Source organism: Marinobacterium aestuarii, from assembly GCF_001651805.1.
GTDB lineage: Bacteria > Pseudomonadota > Gammaproteobacteria > Pseudomonadales > Balneatricaceae > Marinobacterium_A > Marinobacterium_A aestuarii.
The window spans coordinates 2,439,195-2,462,485 of the sequence record NZ_CP015839.1; the positions used below are offsets into that span (position 1 = coordinate 2,439,195).

General features: G+C 59.5%; 21 protein-coding genes. 8 read left to right on the forward strand and 13 right to left on the reverse strand.

Annotation, left to right across the window (positions count from 1 at the left end; translation table 11 throughout):
* The first annotated feature begins 6 nt into the window (after positions 1-6).
* The gene (locus A8C75_RS10725; RefSeq protein WP_067381861.1) at positions 7-2,610 is read left to right on the forward strand and encodes a hybrid sensor histidine kinase/response regulator; all 2,604 of its coding nucleotides are present in this window, start codon (positions 7-9) and stop codon (positions 2,608-2,610) included.
* Positions 2,611-2,796: 186 nt separating this feature from the next.
* On the opposite strand, the gene A8C75_RS10730 is transcribed toward A8C75_RS10725, so the two are convergent.
* The 3 genes from A8C75_RS10730 to A8C75_RS23025 all read right to left on the reverse strand — a co-directional run bounded on the left by A8C75_RS10730 (position 2,797) and on the right by A8C75_RS23025 (position 4,666).
* Positions 2,797-3,462 carry a response regulator gene (locus tag A8C75_RS10730; protein WP_067381864.1) on the reverse strand — a complete coding sequence of 222 codons (666 nt, stop codon included), beginning with the start codon at positions 3,460-3,462 and terminating at the stop codon, positions 2,797-2,799.
* Positions 3,463-3,619: 157 nt separating this feature from the next.
* A complete protein-coding gene (locus A8C75_RS10735; RefSeq protein WP_067381867.1) occupies positions 3,620-4,201 on the reverse strand; it encodes a rhodanese-like domain-containing protein in 582 nt (193 codons plus the stop codon).
* Positions 4,202-4,297: 96 nt separating this feature from the next.
* Positions 4,298-4,666 carry a thiol-disulfide oxidoreductase DCC family protein gene (locus tag A8C75_RS23025; protein WP_084783968.1) on the reverse strand — a complete coding sequence of 123 codons (369 nt, stop codon included), beginning with the start codon at positions 4,664-4,666 and terminating at the stop codon, positions 4,298-4,300.
* Between the two features lie 119 nt (positions 4,667-4,785).
* Here A8C75_RS23025 and A8C75_RS10745 point away from each other — a divergent pair, with 119 nt between their 5' ends.
* Positions 4,786-5,373, forward strand: coding sequence for a hypothetical protein (locus A8C75_RS10745; RefSeq protein WP_067381873.1), 588 nt, complete (start codon positions 4,786-4,788; stop codon positions 5,371-5,373).
* A 27-nt stretch (positions 5,374-5,400) separates the two neighbouring features.
* A complete protein-coding gene (locus A8C75_RS10750) occupies positions 5,401-5,781 on the forward strand; it encodes an MmcQ/YjbR family DNA-binding protein (RefSeq protein WP_067381876.1) in 381 nt (126 codons plus the stop codon).
* Between the two features lie 21 nt (positions 5,782-5,802).
* On the opposite strand, the gene A8C75_RS10755 is transcribed toward A8C75_RS10750, so the two are convergent.
* From A8C75_RS10755 to A8C75_RS10770, 4 genes are read right to left on the reverse strand one after another with little or no spacing between them, the layout of a single operon-like run.
* A complete protein-coding gene (locus A8C75_RS10755) occupies positions 5,803-6,726 on the reverse strand; it encodes an ABC transporter permease (RefSeq protein WP_169822846.1) in 924 nt (307 codons plus the stop codon).
* Positions 6,723-7,463 (reverse strand): ABC transporter ATP-binding protein, encoded by a 741-nt coding sequence (locus A8C75_RS10760; protein WP_067381881.1) that lies wholly within the window; start codon positions 7,461-7,463, stop codon positions 6,723-6,725. The genes A8C75_RS10755 and A8C75_RS10760 overlap by 4 nt, the downstream gene beginning before the upstream one ends.
* Entirely contained in the window at positions 7,463-8,455 is a 993-nt protein-coding gene (locus tag A8C75_RS10765) for a YVTN family beta-propeller repeat protein (RefSeq protein ID WP_067381883.1), read from the reverse strand. The genes A8C75_RS10760 and A8C75_RS10765 overlap by 1 nt, the downstream gene beginning before the upstream one ends.
* The gene (locus A8C75_RS10770; protein ID WP_067381886.1) at positions 8,452-9,690 is read right to left on the reverse strand and encodes an ABC transporter substrate-binding protein; all 1,239 of its coding nucleotides are present in this window, start codon (positions 9,688-9,690) and stop codon (positions 8,452-8,454) included. Before A8C75_RS10770 ends, A8C75_RS10765 begins: the two co-directional genes overlap by 4 nt.
* A 316-nt stretch (positions 9,691-10,006) precedes the next feature.
* Between A8C75_RS10770 and A8C75_RS10775 the strand changes: the two genes are divergently transcribed.
* Positions 10,007-10,834, forward strand: coding sequence for an ion transporter (locus A8C75_RS10775; RefSeq protein WP_067387193.1), 828 nt, complete (start codon positions 10,007-10,009; stop codon positions 10,832-10,834).
* Positions 10,835-11,025: 191 nt separating this feature from the next.
* On the opposite strand, the gene phnW is transcribed toward A8C75_RS10775, so the two are convergent.
* Positions 11,026-12,174 carry a 2-aminoethylphosphonate--pyruvate transaminase gene (gene phnW / locus A8C75_RS10780; protein WP_067381889.1) on the reverse strand — a complete coding sequence of 383 codons (1,149 nt, stop codon included), beginning with the start codon at positions 12,172-12,174 and terminating at the stop codon, positions 11,026-11,028.
* A 133-nt stretch (positions 12,175-12,307) separates the two neighbouring features.
* Here phnW and A8C75_RS10785 point away from each other — a divergent pair, with 133 nt between their 5' ends.
* Positions 12,308-13,183, forward strand: a complete 876-nt coding sequence (locus A8C75_RS10785) for a LysR substrate-binding domain-containing protein (RefSeq protein WP_084783971.1) — start codon at positions 12,308-12,310, stop codon at positions 13,181-13,183.
* Between the two features lie 49 nt (positions 13,184-13,232).
* Here A8C75_RS10785 and A8C75_RS10790 read toward each other — a convergent pair whose 3' ends face one another.
* The 3 genes from A8C75_RS10790 to phnA all read right to left on the reverse strand — a co-directional run bounded on the left by A8C75_RS10790 (position 13,233) and on the right by phnA (position 17,191).
* Positions 13,233-14,132 carry an alkaline phosphatase family protein gene (locus A8C75_RS10790; RefSeq protein ID WP_067381896.1) on the reverse strand — a complete coding sequence of 300 codons (900 nt, stop codon included), beginning with the start codon at positions 14,130-14,132 and terminating at the stop codon, positions 13,233-13,235.
* 297 nt (positions 14,133-14,429) lie between these two features.
* Positions 14,430-15,863: a phosphonoacetaldehyde dehydrogenase gene (phnY, locus tag A8C75_RS10795; RefSeq protein WP_067381898.1), complete on the reverse strand. Its 1,434-nt coding sequence runs from the start codon at positions 15,861-15,863 to the stop codon at positions 14,430-14,432.
* 71 nt (positions 15,864-15,934) lie between these two features.
* Positions 15,935-17,191 carry a phosphonoacetate hydrolase gene (gene phnA, locus A8C75_RS10800; RefSeq protein ID WP_067381900.1) on the reverse strand — a complete coding sequence of 419 codons (1,257 nt, stop codon included), beginning with the start codon at positions 17,189-17,191 and terminating at the stop codon, positions 15,935-15,937.
* A 508-nt stretch (positions 17,192-17,699) separates the two neighbouring features.
* Here phnA and A8C75_RS10805 point away from each other — a divergent pair.
* The gene (locus A8C75_RS10805; protein ID WP_067381903.1) at positions 17,700-18,422 is read left to right on the forward strand and encodes a UTRA domain-containing protein; all 723 of its coding nucleotides are present in this window, start codon (positions 17,700-17,702) and stop codon (positions 18,420-18,422) included.
* Positions 18,423-18,609: 187 nt separating this feature from the next.
* A complete protein-coding gene (locus A8C75_RS10810) occupies positions 18,610-19,524 on the forward strand; it encodes an EamA family transporter (protein WP_067381906.1) in 915 nt (304 codons plus the stop codon).
* 99 nt (positions 19,525-19,623) lie between these two features.
* Here the strand turns inward: A8C75_RS10810 and A8C75_RS10815 are convergent, their stop codons facing one another.
* Together A8C75_RS10815 and A8C75_RS10820 are read right to left on the reverse strand one after the other, a co-directional pair.
* Positions 19,624-21,030, reverse strand: a complete 1,407-nt coding sequence (locus tag A8C75_RS10815) for an FAD-dependent oxidoreductase (protein ID WP_067381910.1) — start codon at positions 21,028-21,030, stop codon at positions 19,624-19,626.
* A 401-nt stretch (positions 21,031-21,431) separates the two neighbouring features.
* A complete protein-coding gene (locus A8C75_RS10820; protein WP_067387195.1) occupies positions 21,432-22,772 on the reverse strand; it encodes an MFS transporter in 1,341 nt (446 codons plus the stop codon).
* A gap of 63 nt (positions 22,773-22,835) precedes the next feature.
* On the opposite strand from A8C75_RS10820, the gene A8C75_RS23610 reads away from it, so the two are divergent.
* Positions 22,836-23,192, forward strand: coding sequence for a hypothetical protein (locus tag A8C75_RS23610; protein WP_157890262.1), 357 nt, complete (start codon positions 22,836-22,838; stop codon positions 23,190-23,192).
* Positions 23,193-23,291: the final 99 nt, after the last annotated feature.

A 23,291-nucleotide genomic window follows, 5' to 3' on the forward strand; every position in this document is an offset into this window, starting at 1 on the left:
CCGCCCATGAGCGCCCCTGAACAGCTGCTTGAGCTGCAGGCGCGTATCGCGGAGCTGGAGCGGGACAATGCCAAACTGCGCTCGATCAATGGCGCCCTGATCGAGCGGGTCGAGTCCGGCGGTGGTCATCGCGCCGATCCCTACGGCGCTTTCGAACATTCTGTGGTGCTGGCCGAGCAGGTACGGGAACGCACCGAAGCGCTCAACAGCGCCCTGCTGCAACTCAAGCGCAGCAACCGCGCCCTGACCCGGGCCAGTGAAGAGGCCGAGATGTCGCAGCAGCGGCTGATCGATGCCATTGAAAGCATATCCGATGGCTTTGTACTGTTTGATCGCGACAGGCGCATTCTGCTGTCCAACAGTCACTTTCGGGCCTTCTGGAAGGGCACCGGCATTCGTATTGAAGATGGCACCACCATCTCCGATCTCAAGCGCCTGGCCCATGAGCATGGCCTGATTGTGGAGGAGAGCGGCTCCCGGGCAGGCTCTGGCAGCCCGGTCATGAAGCTGGCCAACGGCCACTGGATGCAGGTCAACGAAAAGGTCACCCGTGACGGTGGCCTGGTGGTGCTCTATACCGACATCACAGAGCTCAAGGCTTTCGAGGAGGCTAAGCGCGAACGGGCGCTGGCACAAAAATCCCGTTTGCTGCAGAGCCTGGTTGAGCACCTCTCCCAGGGCGTAGCACTGGTGAACGGGCAGGGCGAGCTAGAGGTCTGGAATCATCGCTTTATTGAGCTCAGCGGCATTGATCCTGCGCAGGTGCCGCAGCAGCGGCTGTTCAACGCCTTAGTGGCAGGCGGCGATGTTACCGTACTGGCACCGATCACGGCGCTGCAATGCAGTGATGGTGTCCAGGCGCTGGAGCAGACCCTGGCCGATGGCCGGGTACTGGAGATTCGCACCCATCCCATGCCCACCGGCGGTTACGTCAATACCTATACCGATATCACCGAGCGGCATCGCTACGCCGAAACCCTGCGCGAGAGCGAGCAGTGGATCCGGCTGATAACCGACCATGTGCCCGCCCTGATTGGCTATGTGGGCGAGGATCTGCGTTACCAGTTCAGCAACAAGGTCTACGACGAGTGGTATGGCTGGCCGCGGGGCGAGCTGAATGGCCGCCTGATCAGCGAAGTCCAGGGCGAGGCCCAGTTCCGCAAGATTCGCCCTTACATGGAACGGGCTTTGGCCGGCGAGAGCGTGACTTTCGAGATCGACGAGAAAAACCTGCAGGGTGAAACGCGCTGCATGCTCAAATCCTATGTGCCAAACCTGGACAGCAGCGGCCGAGCCGTGGGTATTTTCGTCATGATCCGCGACATTACCGAGCGGCGTCGCACTGCCCATGCGCTGGAGCAGGCCTATCAGCACCTTGAGCATCGGGTGGATGAGCGCACCGCCGAGCTGACCGCGCTGAATGACAAGCTGCGCCAGGAGATCCATGAACGTGTTGCCATAGAGGCACGCCTGCGTGAAGCCAAGAAAGAGGCAGAGCAGGCGAACCTGTCCAAGACCAAGTTCCTCGCCGCCGTGAGTCATGATCTGTTGCAGCCGCTCAACGCCGCCCGCCTGTTTACCGGTGCACTGCAGGAGCAGGATATGGCAGATCCGGTGTCACGCCTGGTGGGATCGGTCAGCAATTCCCTGGCCGATGTCGAGAGTCTTCTCAGCACTCTGGTCGACATATCCAAGCTGGATGCTGGCGTGATTACGCCGGATATCAATGCTTTTTGTGTGCGTGACCTGTTGCAGAATATCGCCAACGAATACAGCCAGGTGGCGCGCAAGGAAAACTTGCAGCTGCGTTTTGTCAGCAGTGATGCGGTGATCCGCTCCGACAGTCAGCTACTGGCGCGCATACTGCGCAATTTCCTCTCCAATGCGTTGCGCTACACCGAGACCGGCCGGATACTGTTTGGCTGCCGTCGGCGCCGAGACAGCCTGCTGATCGAGGTGTGGGACACCGGTATCGGCATTGCCGAAGAGAAACTCACCGAGATCTTCCTGGAGTTCAAGCGCATTCTGCCCCCGGGCGGCGGCCATCATGACAAAGGCTTGGGCCTGGGTCTGGCGATCGTTGACAAGATCTCCCGCATTCTGGGGCATCAGGTAGCCGTCACCTCGGTGCCGGGGCGCGGTTCGGTGTTTTCGGTGGAGGTGCCACTGGGAACCCTGGAGCCTCGCAGTGAGAGCGCCCAGGTCAGCCGCGAGCCTGCCCAGGCCTGGCTCGACAATGCGCGCCTGTGGGTGGTGGATAACGATCAGGCCATCTGTGATGGCATGGCGACCCTGATGCAGGGCTGGGGCTGCGAGGTGGTGACCGCGTTGTCGCTGGCGGATCTGCAGCTCAAGGTGTCGGTGGTCGACGGCCTGGTGGATCTGCTGATCGTGGATTATCACCTGGATAACGACGACAACGGCATTGATCTGGTGGCCGAGATCAAGCGCCAGCGCAGCGATGAGTTGCCGGTGCTGATGGTCACCGCCAACTACAGTCATGAGCTCAAGCAGCAGATCCGCGATCTGGGCTATCTGCTGATGCACAAGCCCGTGCGACCCATGAAGCTCAAAACCACGCTCAATCACCTGCTGAACACCCGTGGCTGAGCGCCTTGGGCTCATGTCTAACAGCCGATGCCAAGGGCTGGATAAAAGACGGGATGAACAGGTGGTGAGGGGCAGGGTGAGGGACTGAAATGCAGTGTTGCGCTGCGTGTCCGCCGCGTAAGGTTTGTGCTTTTAATTCAGGTTCTTTTAGCGGCGCCGCTCCTTTTTAACGGCGCAGCTCCTGTATTAGCGACGCAGGTATTGGGCGAAATCGATATTGCCGGCCGAGAGCACGGCCTGGATGCGGTTATGTACGCCGAGCTTGCGCAGTATGGCCGAGACATGGGCCTTCACCGTGGTTTCGGCGATATTGAGGTTGTAGGCGATCTGCTTGTTGGACTCACCCGTGGCCATGCGCTCGAGTACCAGCAGTTGACGGCGGGTCAGGGAAGAAAGCAGCTCCACCGGGATACGGGTGTCGTCATTGCGGCTGCGGCGGCTTTCGGGCTTGCTGGAACGGATGATGTCGGAGGGCAGATAGACGTTGCCGTCCAGAATCTGCTGCAAAGCTTCGGTCATCTGCTCGCGGGGCGATGATTTGGTAATGAAGCCCACGGCGCCGTAGGTAATCGCCTGCAGCACGATTTGCTTGTCCTCTTCAGCGGAGACGATTACCACCGGGACTGTGGGGGCTTCGTTGCGCAACGTAATCAGGCCGTTCAGGCCGTGCATGCCGGGCATGTTCAGATCCAGCAGAATAAGATCCAGATCGTCCTGCTCCAGTGTCAGCGCCAGCGCGCTATCAAGGCTCTCTGTTTCGATGGTTTCGCACCCTGGGAAACTGGTGCGGATGACGTTGGTAATGGCTTCACGGAACAGCGGGTGATCATCTGCAATCAGTATCTTGTACACGGGGTCTCTCCGTTATAGTTATTATCCGGCAGCGCGCTGGTGGTCGCGGGTAAAGGTGCCGGTTACCGTTGCTCGCCCTATCTTAACCGCTGTGCTGCGGTTTGGCTCGGTCAGTCTGGGTGTGTTTTGAGGTGTTGCCAGTCGCTGGCCGTCGCTGTTAATGGGTGTCAGTCAGGGGAACCGGCACGCCAGGCTCTACCGATAGCATCGCATCCTGCCAGCCATCGCTGCCCTCGGGGTACCAGTAAAGCGCAGTGTAACCCCAGCTGGCGGCGCGTCTTGTCGCATTCCAGGACATCCAGCAGTCGGCCCGGCAGTAGAACACCAGTGGCCTTGTGCTGTCCTTGTCTCGCAGAGTTGCCAGTTGAGCGCGAAAATAGTCTGCCCAGCGGGATTCAAGTGCGCCCTTGCCGACATTGGGCAGCCAGTAGCTGCCGGGGATCTGCATGCGGGCTTCCTGCTCGATAAAGACACCATTGCGCCACTCAAGCGCCTGTACATTCAGCAGTGCCGTATCGGGGCGCTGTTGTAGCAATGCCTGCAGGGCGGCGGTATCGAGGGTGTGGGCCTGGTCGATAGCCGCCGGTGTCGGGCTGCGATACTGGGCAATACGGTAGCCATCGGCGGAAAACAGTGTTGCGTCATTCCCGGGGGTCTCGCTTTGCGCCGCCGACAGTGGCAACGACAGCGCTACGGACAGGCAGAGGAGAGGGGGCAGGATCCAGCTTTTTATATTCATGCCCTAATTAGAACGCGCCTTTAGTGCGGGAAAAATCCTACCATGGCGCCTAACAACCAGTACTAAAGTACTGCTTTTTGCAAAAAGGCTGCTGTTTCAAAGGCGCTGACTCCGCCTTAGCCTGCGCATCACCTGCCGATGATAGCAGTGGGAAAGCAATGGCCTGATGAACGGCAAACCCATCAGCCAGGCGAGTGGCTTAAGCCAGGCTACACGGCGCATGAGCAGGATATAGGCATCCAGTTCGCGGTGAATACGCCCTTGTGCATCCTGTACGTGAAGCTCGGTGAGTGCCTTGTACGGGTCTATGCCAAGACGGCGCAGTTCGATCTCCCGGCCGCTAATATCGAACCAGCAGATGGACTCTGCTGCAGGGCCGGCCAGCTTCTCATAGTGCGCACGGTCGCGCCGGCAACGGGGACAGGCGCCGTCGTAGTAAACCGTTATGGGGAGGAGGGCGTTCATGAGGGTTCTGGATTCTGCCGCTGGTATCTGTAACCTTAGACAAGGCTCTTGGATTCAGGTGCACTGAGCGCAATTGATACGGGCGATGTTTATCGCCTTGGCATGCAGGGAGAGGCTTCATGGCTGCAAAAAAACTGCTGGGTGTGCTGGCACTGGGTGTGATGGCCGTAGTGCTTTTCCCCGAGGGCGAGCGTACCCAGAATGAAGGTGTGCTGGTGGAACAGTTACCGCGCCAGGCCCCGGTCAGCCGTGCCCCTTTTGATCATGAGGGCTATCGTATCGACGCGCTGGCCGAATTCGAAATCGATGCCCGGGTGCTGGGCAAGGAGCGCTACTGGCTGGATCGGGAATCGGATCTGTCGAAGTACGACCTGGCGCTGGGGTGGGGTGTCATGTCCGACAGCCGGGTGCTGGAGCGTATCGACATCCGCCAGTCCGGGCGCTGGTATCGCTGGCGTTCCGAACAGCTCCCGGTACCGCGCCAGCAGATCGAACATAGCAGCGCCAATATGCATATGGTGCCCGCCGATAGCTATGTCGAGCGGCAGATTGCATCCGTAAGGACCGGCGATCTGGTGCGCATCAGCGGATACCTGATCCAGGCGACCGGCGACGATGGTTGGCGCTGGCAGAGTTCCCTGACGCGGGATGATGTCGGCCGCGGGGCTTGCGAGGTTATTTACGTTGAATCCATCGAAATACTTTAATCACCGGTGACACAAGGATTATTGCCTATGGACGCTCAGCTCGCGCGTGACTACCTGCTCGGCAAACCCGATGCCTGGGAGGACTATCCCTTTGGCCCAGGTCCTGCAGTGTTCAAGATACGGCAGAAAATGTTCGCGCTGCTGATCACCGACAAGAACGGGGCGCGCCTGAATCTGAAGTGCGACCCGCTGCAGGCACAGATGCTGCGGGATCTGTTCGAGGCGGTAAAGCCCGGCTATCACATGAACAAACGCCACTGGAACACGGTGCTGCTGGATGGCTCGTTGCCGGACGGTGAAGTGCAGCGCATGATTGACCATTCCTACACTCTGGTGGTGCGGGGCCTTAAGGTGGTGGAGCGCAAGGCGCTGGAGCTGGCCTGGGGAACTGAAATTTTATACCGTTAACTTCTATCCGGTTTGCGGGAATCAGATTTTTATACCGTTATCTTTTTCACCTTTCACCTTGCCTCCAGTCGCAGCACGCTCGGGGTTGAAGCCGAGAATCGCCAGCAGGGCGAACACCAGGGTGGTGCCTGCGGTGATGGCCAGGGCGAGCAGGTTGAGCTGGCCATAGAGGGCGTGGCGTACCAGCTCCACCGCGTGGGTAAAGGGGTTGGCCAGGCACAGCCAGTAGAGCCACTCGCTGGCTTCGCGCATCTTCCACAGCGGGTAGAGTGCGGACGAAATAAAAAACATCGGGAATATGACGAAGTTCATCACGCCGGCGAAATTCTCGAGCTGGCGTATATGGGTCGACAGAAACAGACCGATGGCGCCCAGCAGCAGGGCGGTGAGAAAGAGCGCTGGCAATGCGGTTAGATAGCCCATCAGTGGCGGATCGAAATCAACCGCCAGCCAGGCGAGGGCGAGAAATGCATAGACCTGGCTCAGTGAAATCAGCCCAATGGCCATCAGCTTGCATAGCAGCAGCCAGCTGCGCGGCAGCGGGCTCATCAGCAGTACTCGCATGCTGCCCATTTCGCGGTCGTACACCATAGAGAGCGAGCTCTGCATGCCGTTGAACAGCAGGATCATGCAGCAGAGCCCCGGCGCTATATAGGTTTCATAAGTGATGTAGGTCTCATAGGGTGGGATGATCGCCACGCCAAGGGCGGCGCGAAAGCCTGAGGCAAACACCACCAACCACAGCAGCGGGCGCACCAGAGAGCTGAGAAAGCGGCTGCGCTGCTGCACAAAACGCAGATACTCGCGCATCAGGATGCCGCCAAAGCAGTGCCCGTAGGCGGCCAATCCGGCGCTGCAGCCCGCTGTGTGGTCAGTGCTGTCGGGCCCGGTAACAGGCGCCGATCCTGGAGCCGTGCCCGCTGCAGGACTGATGGGGGAATTCATGGCCGCGCCTGCTGCTGCTGTGGATCGGTGAGCTGGGCGAAGGCCTGTGTCAGGCTTATCGTACGGGTGCTGCGGCAGAGGCCGGCGGCGCTGTTGTCGGCGCGCAGTTTCCCCTGGTGCAGCAGCAGTACCCGGTCCTCGGCGTCGATTTCCTCGATCAGGTGGGTGGCCCAGAGCACGGTGAGGCCGTCCTCCTGACACAGGCGGCGCACATAGTCGTTGAGTGCGGCGCGGGTTTGGGTATCCAGGCCAACGGTGGCTTCGTCCAGCAGCAACACAGCGGGGCGGTGCAGCAGCGCGCGGGCGATTTCAACGCGTCGACGATGACCGCCATTGAGGTTGCGCACCCGTTCATGCAGCCGATCGCCCAGTTCCAGCCGCTCGAGCTCTGCACGCATGCGTGTCTGCACCTGTTGCCGCGGTAGCCCCTGCAGCGCACCGTGGTAGGCCAGGTTCTGTGCCACGCTCAGATCCAGATCCAGAGTGCCCTGCTGAAACACCACGCCCAGGCGGCGCATCACGGCACCGGCATGCTGGCGAATCGGCAGGCCGAACAGGCGGATATCGCCTTGCTGCGGCGCCAGCAAGCGGGTGAGTAAGCCGAAAAGAGTGCTCTTGCCGGCGCCATTGGGCCCCAGCAGCGCATTGAAACTGCCGGGCTGCAGCTCAAAACTGAGATTGCTCAAGGCGGCGCGCGCACCGTAGTTGAAACCCAGATTTTCGACGACGATGGTCATCAGGGTTTCACCGCCAGGCCCCAGGGGTAGCGGCCTACCTTGATCGATTTGATCACCTTGAGCTTGTCGACATCAATCACCGACACATCGCCGCTGACGCCATTGGCGCTCAGCAGGCGCGACTCATCGGTGTTGAATTCCAGATGCCAGACACGCCGGCCGACCAGCAGGTAATCCAGCACCTCATAGGTTTTGGCATCCACCACGGCGATATGATTGGCAGGGCCCAGCGCCACGAAACCATAGCGGCCATCCTTGCTGAGCTTGATGCCCACGGGCTGAATCTTGTCGCGATGCACGCCGCGGATTTCAAAATTCAGTTTGTGAATGATCTGGCGCGTGCTGACATCGACCACCGACACTGTGCCGCCGATCTCAGCGCTGGCCCAGAGCAGGGAACCATCCTGGTTGAATTCCACATGGCGCGGGCGTTGATCCACCAGGGTATTGTCGATCAGCTGGTTGGTGACGGTATCGATCCAGTGCAGCATATTGGTAGTTTCGCTGGTATTGATGACCCACTTGCCATCGGGGCTCACCGCCATGCCCTCAGGCTCCACGCCAACGTCTATCTGCGCCACCACCTGGTGGCTGTTCACATCCACGACTGTCACCAGGGCGTCATCCTCGTTGGCGACATAGAGCAGTTGGTCATTGGGGTGCAGCACGAACTGTTCCGGGTCCTCCCCAGACGGCAGGCTGGCGATGATTTTGTGCGTCGCCAGATCCATCACCTGCACGGTGTCCGAGTCGCTGGCGCAAATGTAGAGCTTGCTGCCATCGCCGGAGAGGGTAATGCCCCGGGGGCGCTGGCCGACGTTAAAGGTATTTATGACCTCAAGGCTGTCCAGATCGATCAGTGACAGGGTGTCATCCTTCTCGTTGGAGACATAAACGACTTCGGCCTGGGCGCTGCCCTGGTATCCCAGGCTTAACAGCGCCAGCGTCAGGCAGGAGGCAAGGCGATGCCGGGTGTTGTGTGTGAGGCTCATTGGGCGGCTCCATCTGTTGCATCTGTGGTGTAGGCCGAGGCGCAGTGACTTTCGGGCGCATCGTAGCCAAGGCTGTCGAGGTCGGTGATCGGGTGCAGAATGCCTTCCTGCGGAGACTGGGATACCAGCGCCCTTGGGTGTACCAGGGCAATGGGCTGGCGCAGTTGGCCGCTCCAGGGGCGATAGCTCAGCTTGCGGCCCTTGAAGGCGGCCAACGCGAAATCGTCGGACAGCATATAGCTGCGCAGCGCCGGTACCTCAGTCTGCTGCAGCCGGGTGACGCTCTCGGCGATGGAGCGCACCGCCGCCCAGGCGGCGTAATCGCGGGCCTGCATCCAGCGCCCGCTCTGGTCTTCGAAGCGGCTTTGCAGCTGGGCGGCACCCCATTGTTCAATCACCCGATGCCAGGCCACGGGCGTCAGCCCCTGGGTGCCGGCCACCGGGCGGGGCAGCCAGCTGTTGTAGAGCACGTATTCGCCAAAGTCGCCGCGCTCATCCGCCAGCACGATCACATCGTAATCGCCGCCCTGGGTGAACAGCGGCATTTCCTTCTGGGCGGTGCGGCGCAGATCGGTATCAAAGCTCCAGGCCTTTTCGTCGATGATCTTGCCGCCAAAGCGCTTGGCGGCACGGTGCAGCGCCCTTGCATAGGCCTGATCCTCGGGCTCGCTGCCGCTGATCAGCAGCCAGTTGCGCCACTGGCGCGATGCCAGCCATTGAGCCAGGGCGTCGGTGAGCATGGCGCGGCTCGGCAGGGTATGCAGCACATTGCCAAGGCACTGGTCGGTGCGCAGTGCGTCATCACTGCTGCCGGCGTTGAAGATAAGCGCGTTGCTGCCCAGCGTCTGGCTGAGGCGGGCAAGCTCCGCAGCGGGCAGATCAGCCACAATCAGATGGATACCGCTGGATTGCCAGGCGAGCGCCTGGTGCAGCAAGGCATCGGGGTCGTCACTGCTTAGCTGGTCGAGCTGGTAATGGTGTTTTAGGAAACGGCCGCTGCTGTTGCTGTCACTGATGCCAAGCTCTGCACCGCGCAGGCCGGAGTCCCTGGGTTCTGGCAGCACATTGGACAGCGCCGGCGGCGTTGCGGGCCTGTAGCTCAGGTAGCCGACACGCACTTCGAGCTCGGCATCTGTGGCTTTATCAGCGGCTCGCGCAGGAGCCTGCAATGAGCAAAGCAGCAGGCTCGCGCTCAGACACAGGCTCAGGCGTTGATAAAAATGAAGGCAAGGCATGATCCAACCCTATTTCCCGTGATTATTGTTATGGGCATGAAAACCCAGCATAAGGCGCAGGCAAAGGGTGTGAAATATGCAGAAAGTACCGATCGGCTGGTACTGAAGTAGCATTTTCGGGGCCCTGACCCAGCGATGGCCGCGGTATTGGCTGCGACGTCATGGTGAAGGCGGGGCCGCGACTTGTTGTATGGGTCGGCAGCCGTGAGATGTGGCCGCCGACGCTTTGCATGGCGGGGCAGATGGGCGATAATCCGCCGCGTTTCCCGCGTGCCGCCCCTGCGGATCACGCCTTTTGTTTGCGGACGAGTTGCCCATGAGTGAAGCCATTCCCAACCTGCAGGCGCGCTTTGAGCGCCTGCGTGCCAACAAGCTGTTTGAAGCCCTGGTCATCGGCATCATCATTGTGTCGGCCTTGCTGGTCGGCGCCAAAACCTACTCGGAGACCAGCCGCTTCGAGCAGGCGTTGCGCGTACTGGATCTGGGTGTCACCGCCTTTTTTCTGCTGGAGTTAACGATTCGCATGGCGGGCGAACGCCGCTTGAGGGATTTCTTCAGTAAGGGCTGGAATGTATTTGATTTTATTATAGTTGTGGCCAGTCTTGTACCGATGAATGACTCGGAACTGGTGCTGCTGGCGCGGCTGCTGCGCATCTTCCGGGTGCTGCGGCTGGTGTCCATGATCCCCGAGTTGCGCATGCTGGTGACGGCGCTGTTCAAGTCCATTCCGCGTATGGGCTATGTGGCGCTTTTGATGTTCATCATTTTTTATATCTATGGCGCTATCGGCAGCTTCCTGTTTCACGAAGTGAACGAGAAGCTGTGGGGCAATATTGCTCTGGCCATGCTGACGCTGTTCCAGGTGGCCACCTTCGAAAGCTGGGCCACGGCGGTGCTTTATCCCACCATGGAGCATTTCCCCTACAGCTGGATCTACTTCATCACCTTTATCTTCCTCAACTCCTTTGTGTTCCTGAACATGATGATCGGCATAGTGCTGGATGTGATGCAAAAGGAAAGCGTGCAGATGGAGCTTGAAAGCGGTGAGGGCGAGGCGGCGGAGCTGCATGGCCTGCGTAGCGATGTGCAGGCCATGCGCGAACAACTGTCACGCATGGAAGCGCTGCTGCAAAAACGCGAGTAATCGGGTAGCGGGGCTATACAGCCCCGGGTCTTTTTCAGGCGCTGCCCAATGCACTGCGGTTATCCGTGCGTAACTGCAACGGCATCGCTGCAGTCACAGGCCCTGTCTGTAGTCGTCGATCAGGCGCGGGCCAGTGCGCCCAGAGTATCCTCAGCATCGGCCCAGTAGCAGGACTCGCCCGTAGTCGTCGATCAGGCGCTGGCCAGTACGCCCAGAGTATCCTCAGCATCGGTCCAGTAGCAGGATTCGCCAATGGCTTCGATCAGGCGCTCAATATCGGCCGGCCAGACATCACCGATATTGCCGATGCGAAAGCACTCGGCATCGGATACCTTGCCCGGATAGATGACAAAGCCACGTTGCTTGAGCAGGTTGTAGAAGCGGTCAAAGCGATACTCGGGGTCCTCGGGGTTATAGAACGAGGTGATAATCGTCGACATCTGCGCGTCCGCCAGCAGCGTTTTGAAGCCCAGGCTGCGCATGCCATCTACCAGTAGTTGGTGATTGCGGCGATAACGCTCGGCGCGAACCGCAATGCCACCCTCGGCATCAAGTTCATTCAGTGCCTGGGCAAAGGCCCGCACCACATGGGTGGGTGAGGTAAAGCGCCACTTGCCGTTGTGGTCCTCCATGCATTTCCATTGCGCATACAGATCGAGACTGAGGGAGCGGGCCTGGCCGGCGATGTTCTCCATGCAGTTGCGCCTGGCGATCACAAAGCCGAATCCCGGTACGCCCTGAATGCACTTGTTGGCGCTGCTGATCAAAAAGTCGATCTGCAATTGCTCCATGTCCATTTCGATACCGCCAAAGCTGCTCATGGCATCCACGATAAAGAGCTTGCCCGCCGCCTTGGTGAGCTTGCCGATCTCCTCAATCGGATTCAGCATGCCGGTGGTGGTTTCGCAGTGCACCACAGCTACATGGGTGATCTCGGTATCGCACGCCAGCACCTGTTCAAGGGTTTCGAGGTCCGGGCCAGAGGTTTCGCCCGGATCGATCATGCGGTGCGGGATCTGCAGGTAGCGGGCAATTTCCGAGATGCGCCGGCCATAAACGCCATTGGCCACCACCACCAGTTTGCCCTGCTTGGGGATCACGGAACCGATGACGGACTCGACACTGGCGGTGCCGCTGCCCTGCATCAGCACGGCGGTGTAATCCGGGTTGGAGGTGGCCAGCTGTACCAGACGGCTGCGGACCTGCTGCACCACCGTGTTGTAATCATCATCCCAGGTACAGGCGTCGGCCATCATCTTGCTTTTCACACCGGTGCTGGTGGTCAGGGGGCCGGGTGTCAGCAGCAGGTAGGGTGTTGTGGGTAGTTCGATCGGTTTCATGGGTAACCCTTTTGAATGTCGGGATCAGCGGCAACAGGCCGGTGAAATAGGTTTTGCGCTACAGGGTTATTTGTAATAAGTTTTAAGATGTTGGACAAATCGATAATACAAATTCAAGACATAGGTAATTTCGATGAATCATGCGCAGCTCAGGGCCTTCCATGCGGTGGCGAGCCAGGGCAGCTATACCAAGGCTGCTGAGTCCCTGCATGTGACCCAGCCAACGCTTTCCGACCATGTGAAATCCCTGGAGGAGCGCTATGGCATCAAGCTGTTCAAGCGTCATGGGCGCGGCGTGGTGCTCACCGGGCTGGGACGGGCACTGCTGGAAATAACCCGGCGCCAGTCCTATCTGGAAGCCGAGGCCGAGCAGTTGCTGTCACGTGCCCAGGGGCTGATCAGCGGGCAGCTCAGTGTGATTGCCGACAGTCCCTTTCTGGTGGTGCCCTTGCTGGGAGAGTTCTATCGCCGTTATCCCGGCATTGAAATGGCGGTTAAGTTTGGCAACAGCGAAAAGGTGCTGCAGGACCTGTACGAGCTGCGCGCCGATATTGGCGTGATGCCGGAGTATATCGATGACCATCGCCTGCATGCGCTGCCCTATCGCAAGGACAGCTTTGTCATGCTGGTGCCCAAGGGCCATGAATGGGCGCGGCGCAGCACGATCTATTTCAGTGAGCTGGAGGGACAGCGCATGATTCTGCGTGAACAGGGCTCCAGTACCCGAGCCATCTTCGAGCAGGCGATGCGGCGCCATGAAATACGCCCAGGCGAAGTGCTCGAGATCGGCAGTCGTGAAGGTGTGCGCGAAGCCGTGGCTGCGGGGCTGGGGATAGGCGTGATTGCGGCCAGTGAAATCGGTAATGACAATCGCCTGCACCCGCTGGGCATTCGTGATGCGGTGCTCAATGTCACTGAGTATTTTGTCTGCCTGAAGGAAGCTTACCCCATGCCGGCGGTGCGGGCCTTTTTCGAGTTGCTTGAGGCCCAAGACGGCGGCCAGGTGTAGTAACCCGAGGAGACAGCCAGGGGCTGTCTCCTCGGGAGGCGAACGAGCCTTATTTCAGCAGCAGGGATCGGCCGTCAAGGTCGAGGCTTGCGGTATCGACACCCAGGAAGTCGTAGACCGTCGGGGCTATATCTGCCAGTGATGCCTCAGTGGACGAGGAGTCTCCGGTTTTCCTTAGCGGCCGATTGGCTGCGATCCAGATGCTGCGCTCCTGGCGGCTTTGTTCGCCATGTGACTTGCCGCCATCCTTCGGACTGCGGCCATGATCGGTCGTCACTATGATCAGCCAGTCTTCATTGATCCTCTGACTGAGGGCTTGGGTCATAGTGCCGATATAGGCATCGAGTGCTTCGATGCCCTGGCTATATTCAGCGCCCAAGCCCAGTTCGTGACCGATATCATCGACGTGATCCAGATGTACGAAAGTAAAATCCGGGCTATGGCGTTCAAGCACCCGTCCAAACATATGGGATAGTTTTTCGTCCTGTATTCTGTAATGGTCGAGTGTCTCGTGCTTGGTATCGGAGTAATACGCGAAGTCCATCAACGGGAGGTCGTAGGTGAAGTAATCTCTAATGGGGTTGGCCCAGTTCACCAGGGTGGCGACGGACAGTTGCTGGTCTGAAAGAACCTTGAATAACGACGGGATGTTGGGGTTCGCGATGCGGTCACTATTGTTGTAGACGCCATGCTTGTTCGCCCAGGTGCCGGTCAGAATAGTGGACCAGCTCGGGCCAGAGTAAGTGGCCTGCTCGGTGTTTGTGCCCTGGATACCCCCGGTGAAGCCCAGTTGAATATCAAGGGTGTCGAGGTTGGGTGTGCTGGCTTCAAGCAGCTGCTCATACTGGACGCCATCAAGACCGATGAGAAGGACTTTGGGCTGCTTGTCAGCCCAGACGGTTGTAGAGCTTAGCGCTATGCAAATCGCCGTCAGTAGGCGCTTTTTCATGGGATTTTTTACTCGAGTGTGACTAAAAAAAGAGCGGCGCCAGGCCGCTCAAATGGCGTTGTTAACCCTGTGCCAGCCGATTGCGTCTCTGGCAGGCTAAAACAGGGCTGGGATGCGGAACCATCATTGGGGGGACGAGCCCCAATAGCCGGCGACCAGGGCAGTGACTGGGTTTTCAGGTGGGTGTAGTGCTTCATGGCTTCGAGCACGCCCTCCTTGTAGCCCAGCCCCGAGTCCTTGATGCCACCGAACCCGGGGAGCGCACATGTCGATGCGCTGTTCCTGTTTGTGCAGTCCCTACCAGGGCAGCGAGTAGGTTTTCAGGTGGGTGTAGTGCTTCATGGCTTCGAGCACGCCTTCCTTGTAGCCCAGCCCCGAGTCCTTGATACCGCCAAAGGGCGACATTTCGATGCGATAGCCGGGTACTTCCCAGACGTTGACGCTACCGACTTCCAGGCCATCAATGAAGCGCGTGATGTACTTGAAATTGTCGGTGCAGACCCCGGACGACAGACCATAGGCGGTGGCGTTGGAAATGCGGATAACAGCCTCGATATCGTCCGGGCAGCGGATAATCGGGATGACCGGTCCAAAGGTTTCCTGCAGCACCACTTCGGCTTCCGGGGGGACCCGATCGAGCACGGTGGGGCCATAGACAGCGCCGTCGCGCTGGTGGCCGTATTTCAGCTCTGCACCGGCGACGATGGCATCATTGACGCGGCGTTCAAACAGCTCGGCCGCCTCTTCATCGATCACCGTGCCCATATCATTGTCGGCTGACATTGGATCGCCAAAACGGATCAGTTTCGCCTTTGCTGTCACCAGCTCGACAAAGCGATCGGCCACCGACTCCACCACCAGAATGCGCTTCACGGCGGTGCAGCGTTGGCCGGAGTTCTTGGTGGCGCCGTTTACCGCCAGAGTCGAGGCACGCTCCAGATCCGCATCTTCCATTACGATCAGCGGGTCGTTGCCGCCGAGCTCCAGCAGCTGGCGCTTGTACACCGCCTTGCCTGAAATGTATTTGCCAATGGCAACGCCGCCGGTAAAGGTGATCATGTCCGAATGTTCGCTGGTAAGCATCTCGTCGCAGATTTCGGCAGGATCTCCGGTGATGACCGAAAACATCTGCGGCGGCAGGCCGGCTTCGTAGAGCAGGTCGGCCAGCAGCAGGGCGGTCAGGGGCGTCTTCTCGGACGGTTTGAGCACCATGCAGTTGTTGGTCGCGATCGAAGGTGCGATCTTGTGCGCGACCTGGTTCAGTGGGTGGTTGAACGGCGTAATGGCGGCGATGGCACGCAGCGGCGAGCGGGTGGTGTAGATCTTGCGCTGCTGGCCATTGGGGGTGATATCACAGGAGAACACCTGGGCATCGTCCTGCAGGCACAAGAGACCGGAAAGCATGAAAACATCGTAGGCGCGGGTGACCTCGTACAGCGAATCCTTCTTGCTGAGGCCGGCTTCCAGGGTAATCAGGTCCGAAATCTCGTCTTTGCGGGCCAGCAGTAATTCAGCGGTGCGCTGCAGAATGCGGTGGCGCTCATAGCGTGTCAGGGTCGGTTTGTAGGCGGCGGCGCTGCGAAAGGCACCGCGCACATCGTCCAGAGTTGCCATCGGCACGGTGCCGACCAGCGCGTTGGTAAAGGGGTAGCGCACTTCAATACGGCGGTCGTTGTCGACGCGCTGGCCGGCAATGCGCATGGTTTCATGGCGGACGTTGATTGTTGTCATGCTGTTTGAACTCCTTTAAACGGGGTCAGCGGCTGCCACGATGGCAGCCGCTGTGCTGTTCGGGCTTATTGCTAGGCGTTGAGAGCGGCGTAGAAGATATCAAAGTTGCGCAAGCTGTTACTGTCCCAGCTGATCTGGCGATTTAGCAGGAAGGGCACGCGCTGCTCCGACAATCCACCGTGGGAGCGCAGCGGGACATCAAGGCCGGACAGGTCATGCTTGTCGGGGCTGCTGCCCAGCGCCCAGCCGCCACGGGACACGATCACCAGGTCGCCGATACGATCGGCGGGCAACTGGAATTCACGGGCGGCATCCTCGCGGCTGTAGATCGCCTCGATCCCGGCGTATTCGCTCAATGCCTGGATGGCTGTAGCGGCATCCGCCGCAGACTCCAGATAAACGGTGGCGAAGCCCCCGAGGGCGCCGTGGTGAACTACATAGGGATCGGTGATGGGCAAAATAACACGGCTCTGACCTTTGCCGAGCAAGGCGTCGAGTTCGTTCTGCAGATAGAGGACTTCGGGCTGGCCACTGCTGTTGTGCTTGGCCTTCATGCCGTGATCGGCGGTGACCCCGATAATAGCGCCCAGCTCATGCAGCTGCGCCAGGTAGCGATCCATCATGGCGTAGAAGGCGTTGGCTTCGGGCGTACCCGGTGCGTGCTTGTGCTGAATATAGTCGGTGGTGGAAAGGTACATGATGTCCGGGCGTTCGTGCTTCATCAGTTCGACGCCGGCGGCGAAGATGAATTCCGACAAGTCGGCGGAGTAGACCGAGGGAACCGGCATGCCGACACGTTCGAGAATATTGTCGATACCGTTTTCCGCGAGGCTCACCTCATCGGCTTTCTCCGCCGAGAAGCCAACAGCATTTCCCTGGCTGAAGTCCAGACCATTGCCCAGCAGCTTGCGCAGCTTGTCCTTGGCAGTGATGACGGCGATCTTGGCACCTTCTTTTTGCAGGGCGGCAAAGAGGGTCGGGGCACGTAGGTACTTGGGGTCGTTCATCATCACTTCCTGATCCTGTTCGGTATCGAGGAAAAAGTTGCCGCAGATGCCATGCACCTGGGGCGGTACACCGGTGACGATGGAAATATTGTTGGGGTTGGTGAAGCTGGGTACGACCGAGTTGGCGGTACGGTAGGTGCCGGTTTTCATCATGGACTCGAAGAAGGGGGCGCAGCCGGCCTCGACGGCGCGTTCGATGTAGCCGCCATTGTCGCTGCCCGAGTAGGCCGGTTCCGAGCCATCGATGCAGACCACCACCACAGGGGCCTGAGTGGGGAAGGAGTAGGTGCGGCCGTTAATCTCGATAGTCTTGTTATTCATGGTGCTTTCTCCGTGAGCTGCTGGCTTTAGCAGGGGTGCTGGACACGGGATTTAATCTAAAGCGGTTTTAGCTATTGGACTAATCGTTAATTATTATTTTTAGTATAGGTTTGGCCGATATCTATAGCTCCAGTGCGTGCATCCCAGGTTAACAGGGCCATGGCCGGCGCCGCAGTGCCAAAGTGGCGCGAATACGCGTCTCTATTGGCCCCCAGTGGTATAGGGTCGCCGCGAGGCCGCCATCATCGGTAAACCTCGCAAAGTATGGTTGCAGACCGGGCGGCGGGAGCATCGATGATCCCGCAGCTCGGGCCGAATCGGCTCTTTGGACAAGCATCTTCGGTCAACGCTATAGCTGCTCGGCTGTAGCAGGGCCTGTCCAGATTGGGTTCGCCGGCGTGCCAATCTGGACGCGACAGGCGGCGCGGATCTTTGTAGAGTAGGGCCCGTCGCCAGCGCTGAGCTGTGCGAATCATGCACAAAAATCACCTCCTGGAGTCCATCCTCAATGGCATCGCTCAACCCCGTCACTGCATTCGATGTCGCTCAGGACCTGCAGCAGGGTATTGCCCGGGGGCTGTCCGTGCCGGGGGCCAGGCTTGAGTCGGAGCGCAGTATCAGCCAGCGCCTGGGCACCAGCCGGGTGACGGTGCGCGAAGGGCTCAAGCTGCTTGAGGCCGAAGGGGTTATCTATCGCTCCAACAGGCGCGGCTGGTACCTGACGCCCGCGCGGATTCTGTATGATCCGAGCCGCAGCGCCTTCTTTATGGATTTGCTGGCGGGGCAGGGTGTGACACCCTTCAGTCGCGTGCTGGATCAGCAGACCATTAACGCCGATGCGCCTTTGGCGGCGCAGATGGGGGTGAGCCCCGGCGAGCCACTGCTGTTTCTCTCCCGTGTGCGCGGTGCAGAAGACAGGCCCCTGTGCCTGGATCAGGTATGGTTGCGAAGCGCCCTGCTGCCGGGGATTGCCGAACGAAACCTGGAACCCTCGGTCAGTGCCGTGCTGCGTGAGCATTATGGCCAGGACTATAGTCGCCAGACACTGAATATTCGTGCCTCGACCCTGACCAGTGCCCAGGCCGAGACGCTGCTGGCCCCGGTGGGTTATTCCTGTATCCGTATCGATAGATTGGTACGGGATGGTGCCGGGCAGGTTGTCGAGTGTGATACGGAAATCTGGCGCCATGAGGCGCTACAGCTGAGTATGGATATTAGCCCTGGGCATTAACCGGGCGCGACAATGGAAACTCGCTGCCTTATAGGGTGGCACCGATCGAGCCGGGACTTCGCATGACTTTGGAATACGGGATGATCTCGGTGTGGCGCAGTGGCGTGGCGGCTACAGGTTGGGGCTTGAGCGGACATGACGGCCGCGCTAATGGCAGCCTTGACGCCAGTTTCCGGGTGCGTGTGCGATGAGTCTGCTGGCCCTGCTGCTGGTCAGTGCATCCTGCTTTTTGCATGTAGGCTGGAATCTTTTTGGCAAAAAAGTCAGCCCGACACCGGCCTTTTTCACCCTGGCCTACTGTATCGGCACCCTGGTGCTGTTGCCGCTGATTGCGCCGACGCTGGGTTTGCTGGCGTCTATGCCGCCCGCCTTCTGGCTGTTGCTGGGGCTGTCTGCGACCTGTCAGGCCTGCTATAGCTGGTCACTGGCGGGGGCCTATGCCAGCGGCGATATTTCCCATACCTATCCGCTGGCGCGGGCGCTGCCGGTACTGATGGTGGCACTGGCCAGTTTCTGGCTGTACCCCGCAGCGCAATTGTCGGTGGCCGAAATGCTGGGCATGCTGGTGGTCGTTGCCGGGGCCTTGCTGCTGCCGATGCAGCATCTGCGGGATTTTCGCCTCAACCTTTACCTTAACCGTGCCAGTGGCTGGGCGGTTGCGGCGGCCCTGGCGACCACCGGTTATTCCCTGCTCGATGCCAGCGCCATTCATCTGATGCGCGCCTCAGTCACGGCTGGCTCCGACCTGTCCCTGGCGCTGCTGTATATCTGGCTACAGGGAGCAGGCTCGCTGCTAGTGCTGTTGCCGCTACAGCTGTGTCGCAGGGAGCTGCGGGCTTCACTGTTCAGCGTCGGGCGGGCGAACTGGAAGATGGCGGGGCTGTCGGGTTGCATGATGCTGCTGACCTACGCCCTGGTGCTTTGGGCCATGCAATATGCCGACAATGTGAGCTACGTGGTGGCGTTTCGCCAGTTGAGCATACCGCTGGGGGTGTTTGTCGGCATCTGGTTGCTGGGCGAACGCAGCACGCGCATGAAATGGGGGGGGACCCTGTTGATACTGATGGGGCTGGTGCTGCTGGCCCTGAACCGGGGGATCTGAGCGCCAGGGTCTCCGCGTGAAGCCAGTGTCATGCCGACAGACCGCTGCAGTGCCACGCGGTGTCGGCTGCCCGTATTTGCCGTGCGTCTTCGCAGTTGGTCAGGCCTTGTCGGTTTTGCCGGCAGCGCCGGCCAGACGGGCCAGACGCTTGTCCCACCAGTAGGGCGTTCGGCAGTGGTCCTCGGCATTTTCCTTGCGTCGAACGGCATTGCGTACTGTCATGGCGCCCAGCCAGCGCACGGGTTCCGGCGGGAAAAAGCCCACGGGGCCCGCAGCCAGCCCGCTGCGACTCCACTCATCGTCGGCATCCAGCGCCAGCGACGCCAGAATATGGCCGCCGATATGGGACTGCACCACACCGTTGCCGGAATAGCCCAGGCCATAGAAAATATTGTCGTGGCCGGGCAGGCGATCGAAGAACGGCAGGCCCGTCACCGAACGATCGGAGGGGCCGGTCCAGGTGCGGACAAAGGCCGGGCTGGGGAGGCCCGGGAACAGATGATCGAAGGACTCCCGCAGCAGGCGCTGGTAGCGACTGGGTTCATCGAAAGCCCTGAGCATCCGATTACCATAAGCAAACAGGTTGCCACCCTTGCCGAGCATCAAGCGGCCGTCCGGGGTGGTGCGGTAGTAGTGCACAAACACCCTTGAGTCGACCACGGCCTGGCCATGATCGAGCCCGATCTGGGCCAGCTGTTCGGGCATGGGTGGTGTAATGGCCATATCGGATGACACCAGCACAATGGCACGGCGCAGCGCAGGCACAAATTCCGGTGTCCAGCCGTTAAGGGCCATGATGACCTTCGATGCCCGGACAGTACCGCCTGGCGTTTGAATTTTTATCGGGCTTCCTGGCTCAAGCCGCTGCAGGGGCGTTTGTTCATGAATTCGCACAGCATACTGCTGTTCGGCGACCCGGCGCAGCCCGCGTACAAGCATTGCGGGCTGCAAACTGCCGGCGGCAGGCGAGTAAAACCCTTCCAGGTGACGCGGTGAGCCGGCCTGACGCTGCACCTGCTCAGGTGCGAGTGTCTGCCAGCTGTTGATGCCAGCCTCATCCAGTGCCCGCATCACCGGATCCATGTTGTTGCACTGGGCATGGCTGGTGGCTGTATAGAGGGTGCCATCGATCCGCACCTGGGCGTCGATTTGGTGTTTCTGGCAAAAGTCCCTGATATCGAACACGGCCTGTTCTGATGCCTGTACCAGGCGTTTGGCCTCTGCCTCGCCGAACAGGCGCTTGAGGGTCAGATACTTGGTGGACCAGGTTAACATGCAGCCGCCATTGCGGCCCGAGGCACCGCTGCCACACAGATCACGTTCGATCAGCAGCACGTCCAGGTTTGGCTGACGCTGCTTCAGCTCAATGGCGGTCCACAGACCGGTAAAGCCACCCCCCACAATACAGATATCGGCTGTCGTATCGGCCCGCAGGGCAGAGACGGTGACTTGCTGTTCCAGACCCAGGGCCTGATCAAACCAGAAGGGTTCATAGCGATGTTTCATGGCGGTTTTCCTGAAAGTTAACGCGTTATCCATAAATGCCAATCTGGTATATACCAGATTGGCATCGAACTCAGTGTAGACAGAGTCGTAGCGGCGTACAAGTAATCGTATAGATCAGATAATTAGCCTGAATGTACGATATTAAGTACATGATATTGTTTGGTTTTTATGTCTATAATTAGGCGATAGACGCTTGTCTATGCCTGAGTTCTGGGCACAGAGAAAGGTAGGTCAGGGTAGGCAGCTTCTTGCTGCGTTATCCGCAGCCATTGGGGGGCTTTGACACAGGTTCGAAGCCTGGCGGCGACAGGATAAAAGGGCGTCCACAGACGCCCTTTGCATTGGGAACTCGCCTGGCCATCAGCCAGTAGAGGGGATGGCCGCGCCTTAGGCGCCAACGATCATGTCATTAGGGGTTTGGCTGCGGCGGGGATCGATACCTCGGCATCATCATTGCCGCTGGACTTGGGCAGCAGGTTCCACAGTGGCAACAGCAGCAGGCCACCGATGAAGGTGCAGACCGCAAAGCCGATAAAGATGCTGCCGGAATCAAAATAACCAGGCAGCAGGCCGCCGAATACCGCGCCGATTGACCCGCAGCCGTTGACGAAGCCGGTGGCAGTGCCTGCGCCCTTGCGGGTACCGAAATCCACGGCGGCGGAGCCGCTGAGCATGGAGTCTGGCCCGTACAGCGTGATGCCGATCAGGAACAGCATGCCAACGACCAGCGGTATGCTGCCGGTGTGAACGATGGGAATAAAGGCGGCGAGGGTGCAGGTCAGCAACAGCAGGCTGATGGCGCAGACGGGCATGCGTTTTGATTTGAAAAGCTTGTCGGACATGAATCCGAGGATGATGGGGCCAAACAGGCCGGCGAACTCGAAGGCGGCAGGGATGGCGGCGGCCTCTACCTTGGAAACGTCGGTCAGCTCCTGATAGACGATATAGGGGCCCCAGAGCAAGATAGCGTAGCGGGCGGGCTTGAGCAGGAAATAGATCAGCCCGAGCAGTAGTACCACCTTGTTGGATAGCACCGCTTTAATCTCGACCCAGCCCTGGGCCTCGTCGGGATCCGAGATGTCCAGTTCATCGGCCGGCTCGTTATGATATTCCTCTATCGTCGAGAGACCGATGTCTTCCGGCTTGTTGCGCTGGAACAGTGCTATCAGCACCCCAACTACGGCCACGACCGCCGCGCTGGCGAAAAAGGCCATGCGCCAGTCGTTGAACAGGTCATAGGCGACCCAGCCTGCGAAAGGCGTCGCCACCAGGCCACCGAAGGCGTAGTTGGTACACCACAGGCCCATGACTCGACCGCGTTCCTGTCGCGAGAAGAAGTTGCCGACGTTCTTGCACAGGGAAGACCAGCCGGTGGACTGGGCCAGGCCCTGAATAAACATGAAAATCAGGAAAATCATGGCACCATGGAATAAGCCCATGATGACGGTGGCCACAACCGATGCGACCAGGCCGCCGAGGATGATTACCCGGGTACCGAAACGGTCCGCGAACATGCCCCACACGAACTGTCCGATGGCGTAGGCGATGAGATAGGAGGCATCGATATTGGCCATCATCTCTTTCGTCATGTCAAAGGTACTATCTTCCTCTATACCGATCTTGGCGACCGAGAAGGCCTTGCGGGTAAAGTAGAAGGACGCGTAAGCCAGCCAGGTGACAGCAAATATCTGCCAGCGCCAGCGCTCGAATCTTGGATTCCGGACGGAGAATAAACTGCTCATCTGCATACCTCACATTGTTGTTTTTGTGTGATTTGGTAGCAACAAACATCCGGTATCTGGCCCTTGACAACAAATCGTTTGTCGGGATTCAACTCATCGAATGTGCCTATGGATCATACGTTAGTTATCGAAAAGGCAAAGGGTTTTCTCGGTCATCAAGCCGTTGTGTGGCCTGCGACAGCGGTGCTTGAATGGCGTGCTGAGGCGATAAAGTCAGCCATAAGCCATAAGCTATCAGCGATCAGTGACGGGGTCTGCGGATCCGGATTGAGCGGAGGTGGGTGCGCGGTGATGACGGCGGTTTGTCAGGCGCTGTATAGCGGGTCGTTGGCGCGACTCGCTGTTCAGTGTGGCGCGGGCGAACTGGACGATGGCGGGCTGCCGGGCGGCATGCTGCTGACCCTGCATCAGGGCTGCTGATGCTGGCCGTTGAAGTGCGGTGTCGCCGCCGCCGTGCGGGTGTGCGTTCTGGTGGCGGCTGTCTATCGGCTCAGGGTAAACGTCTGGGCCCGTGTGGGC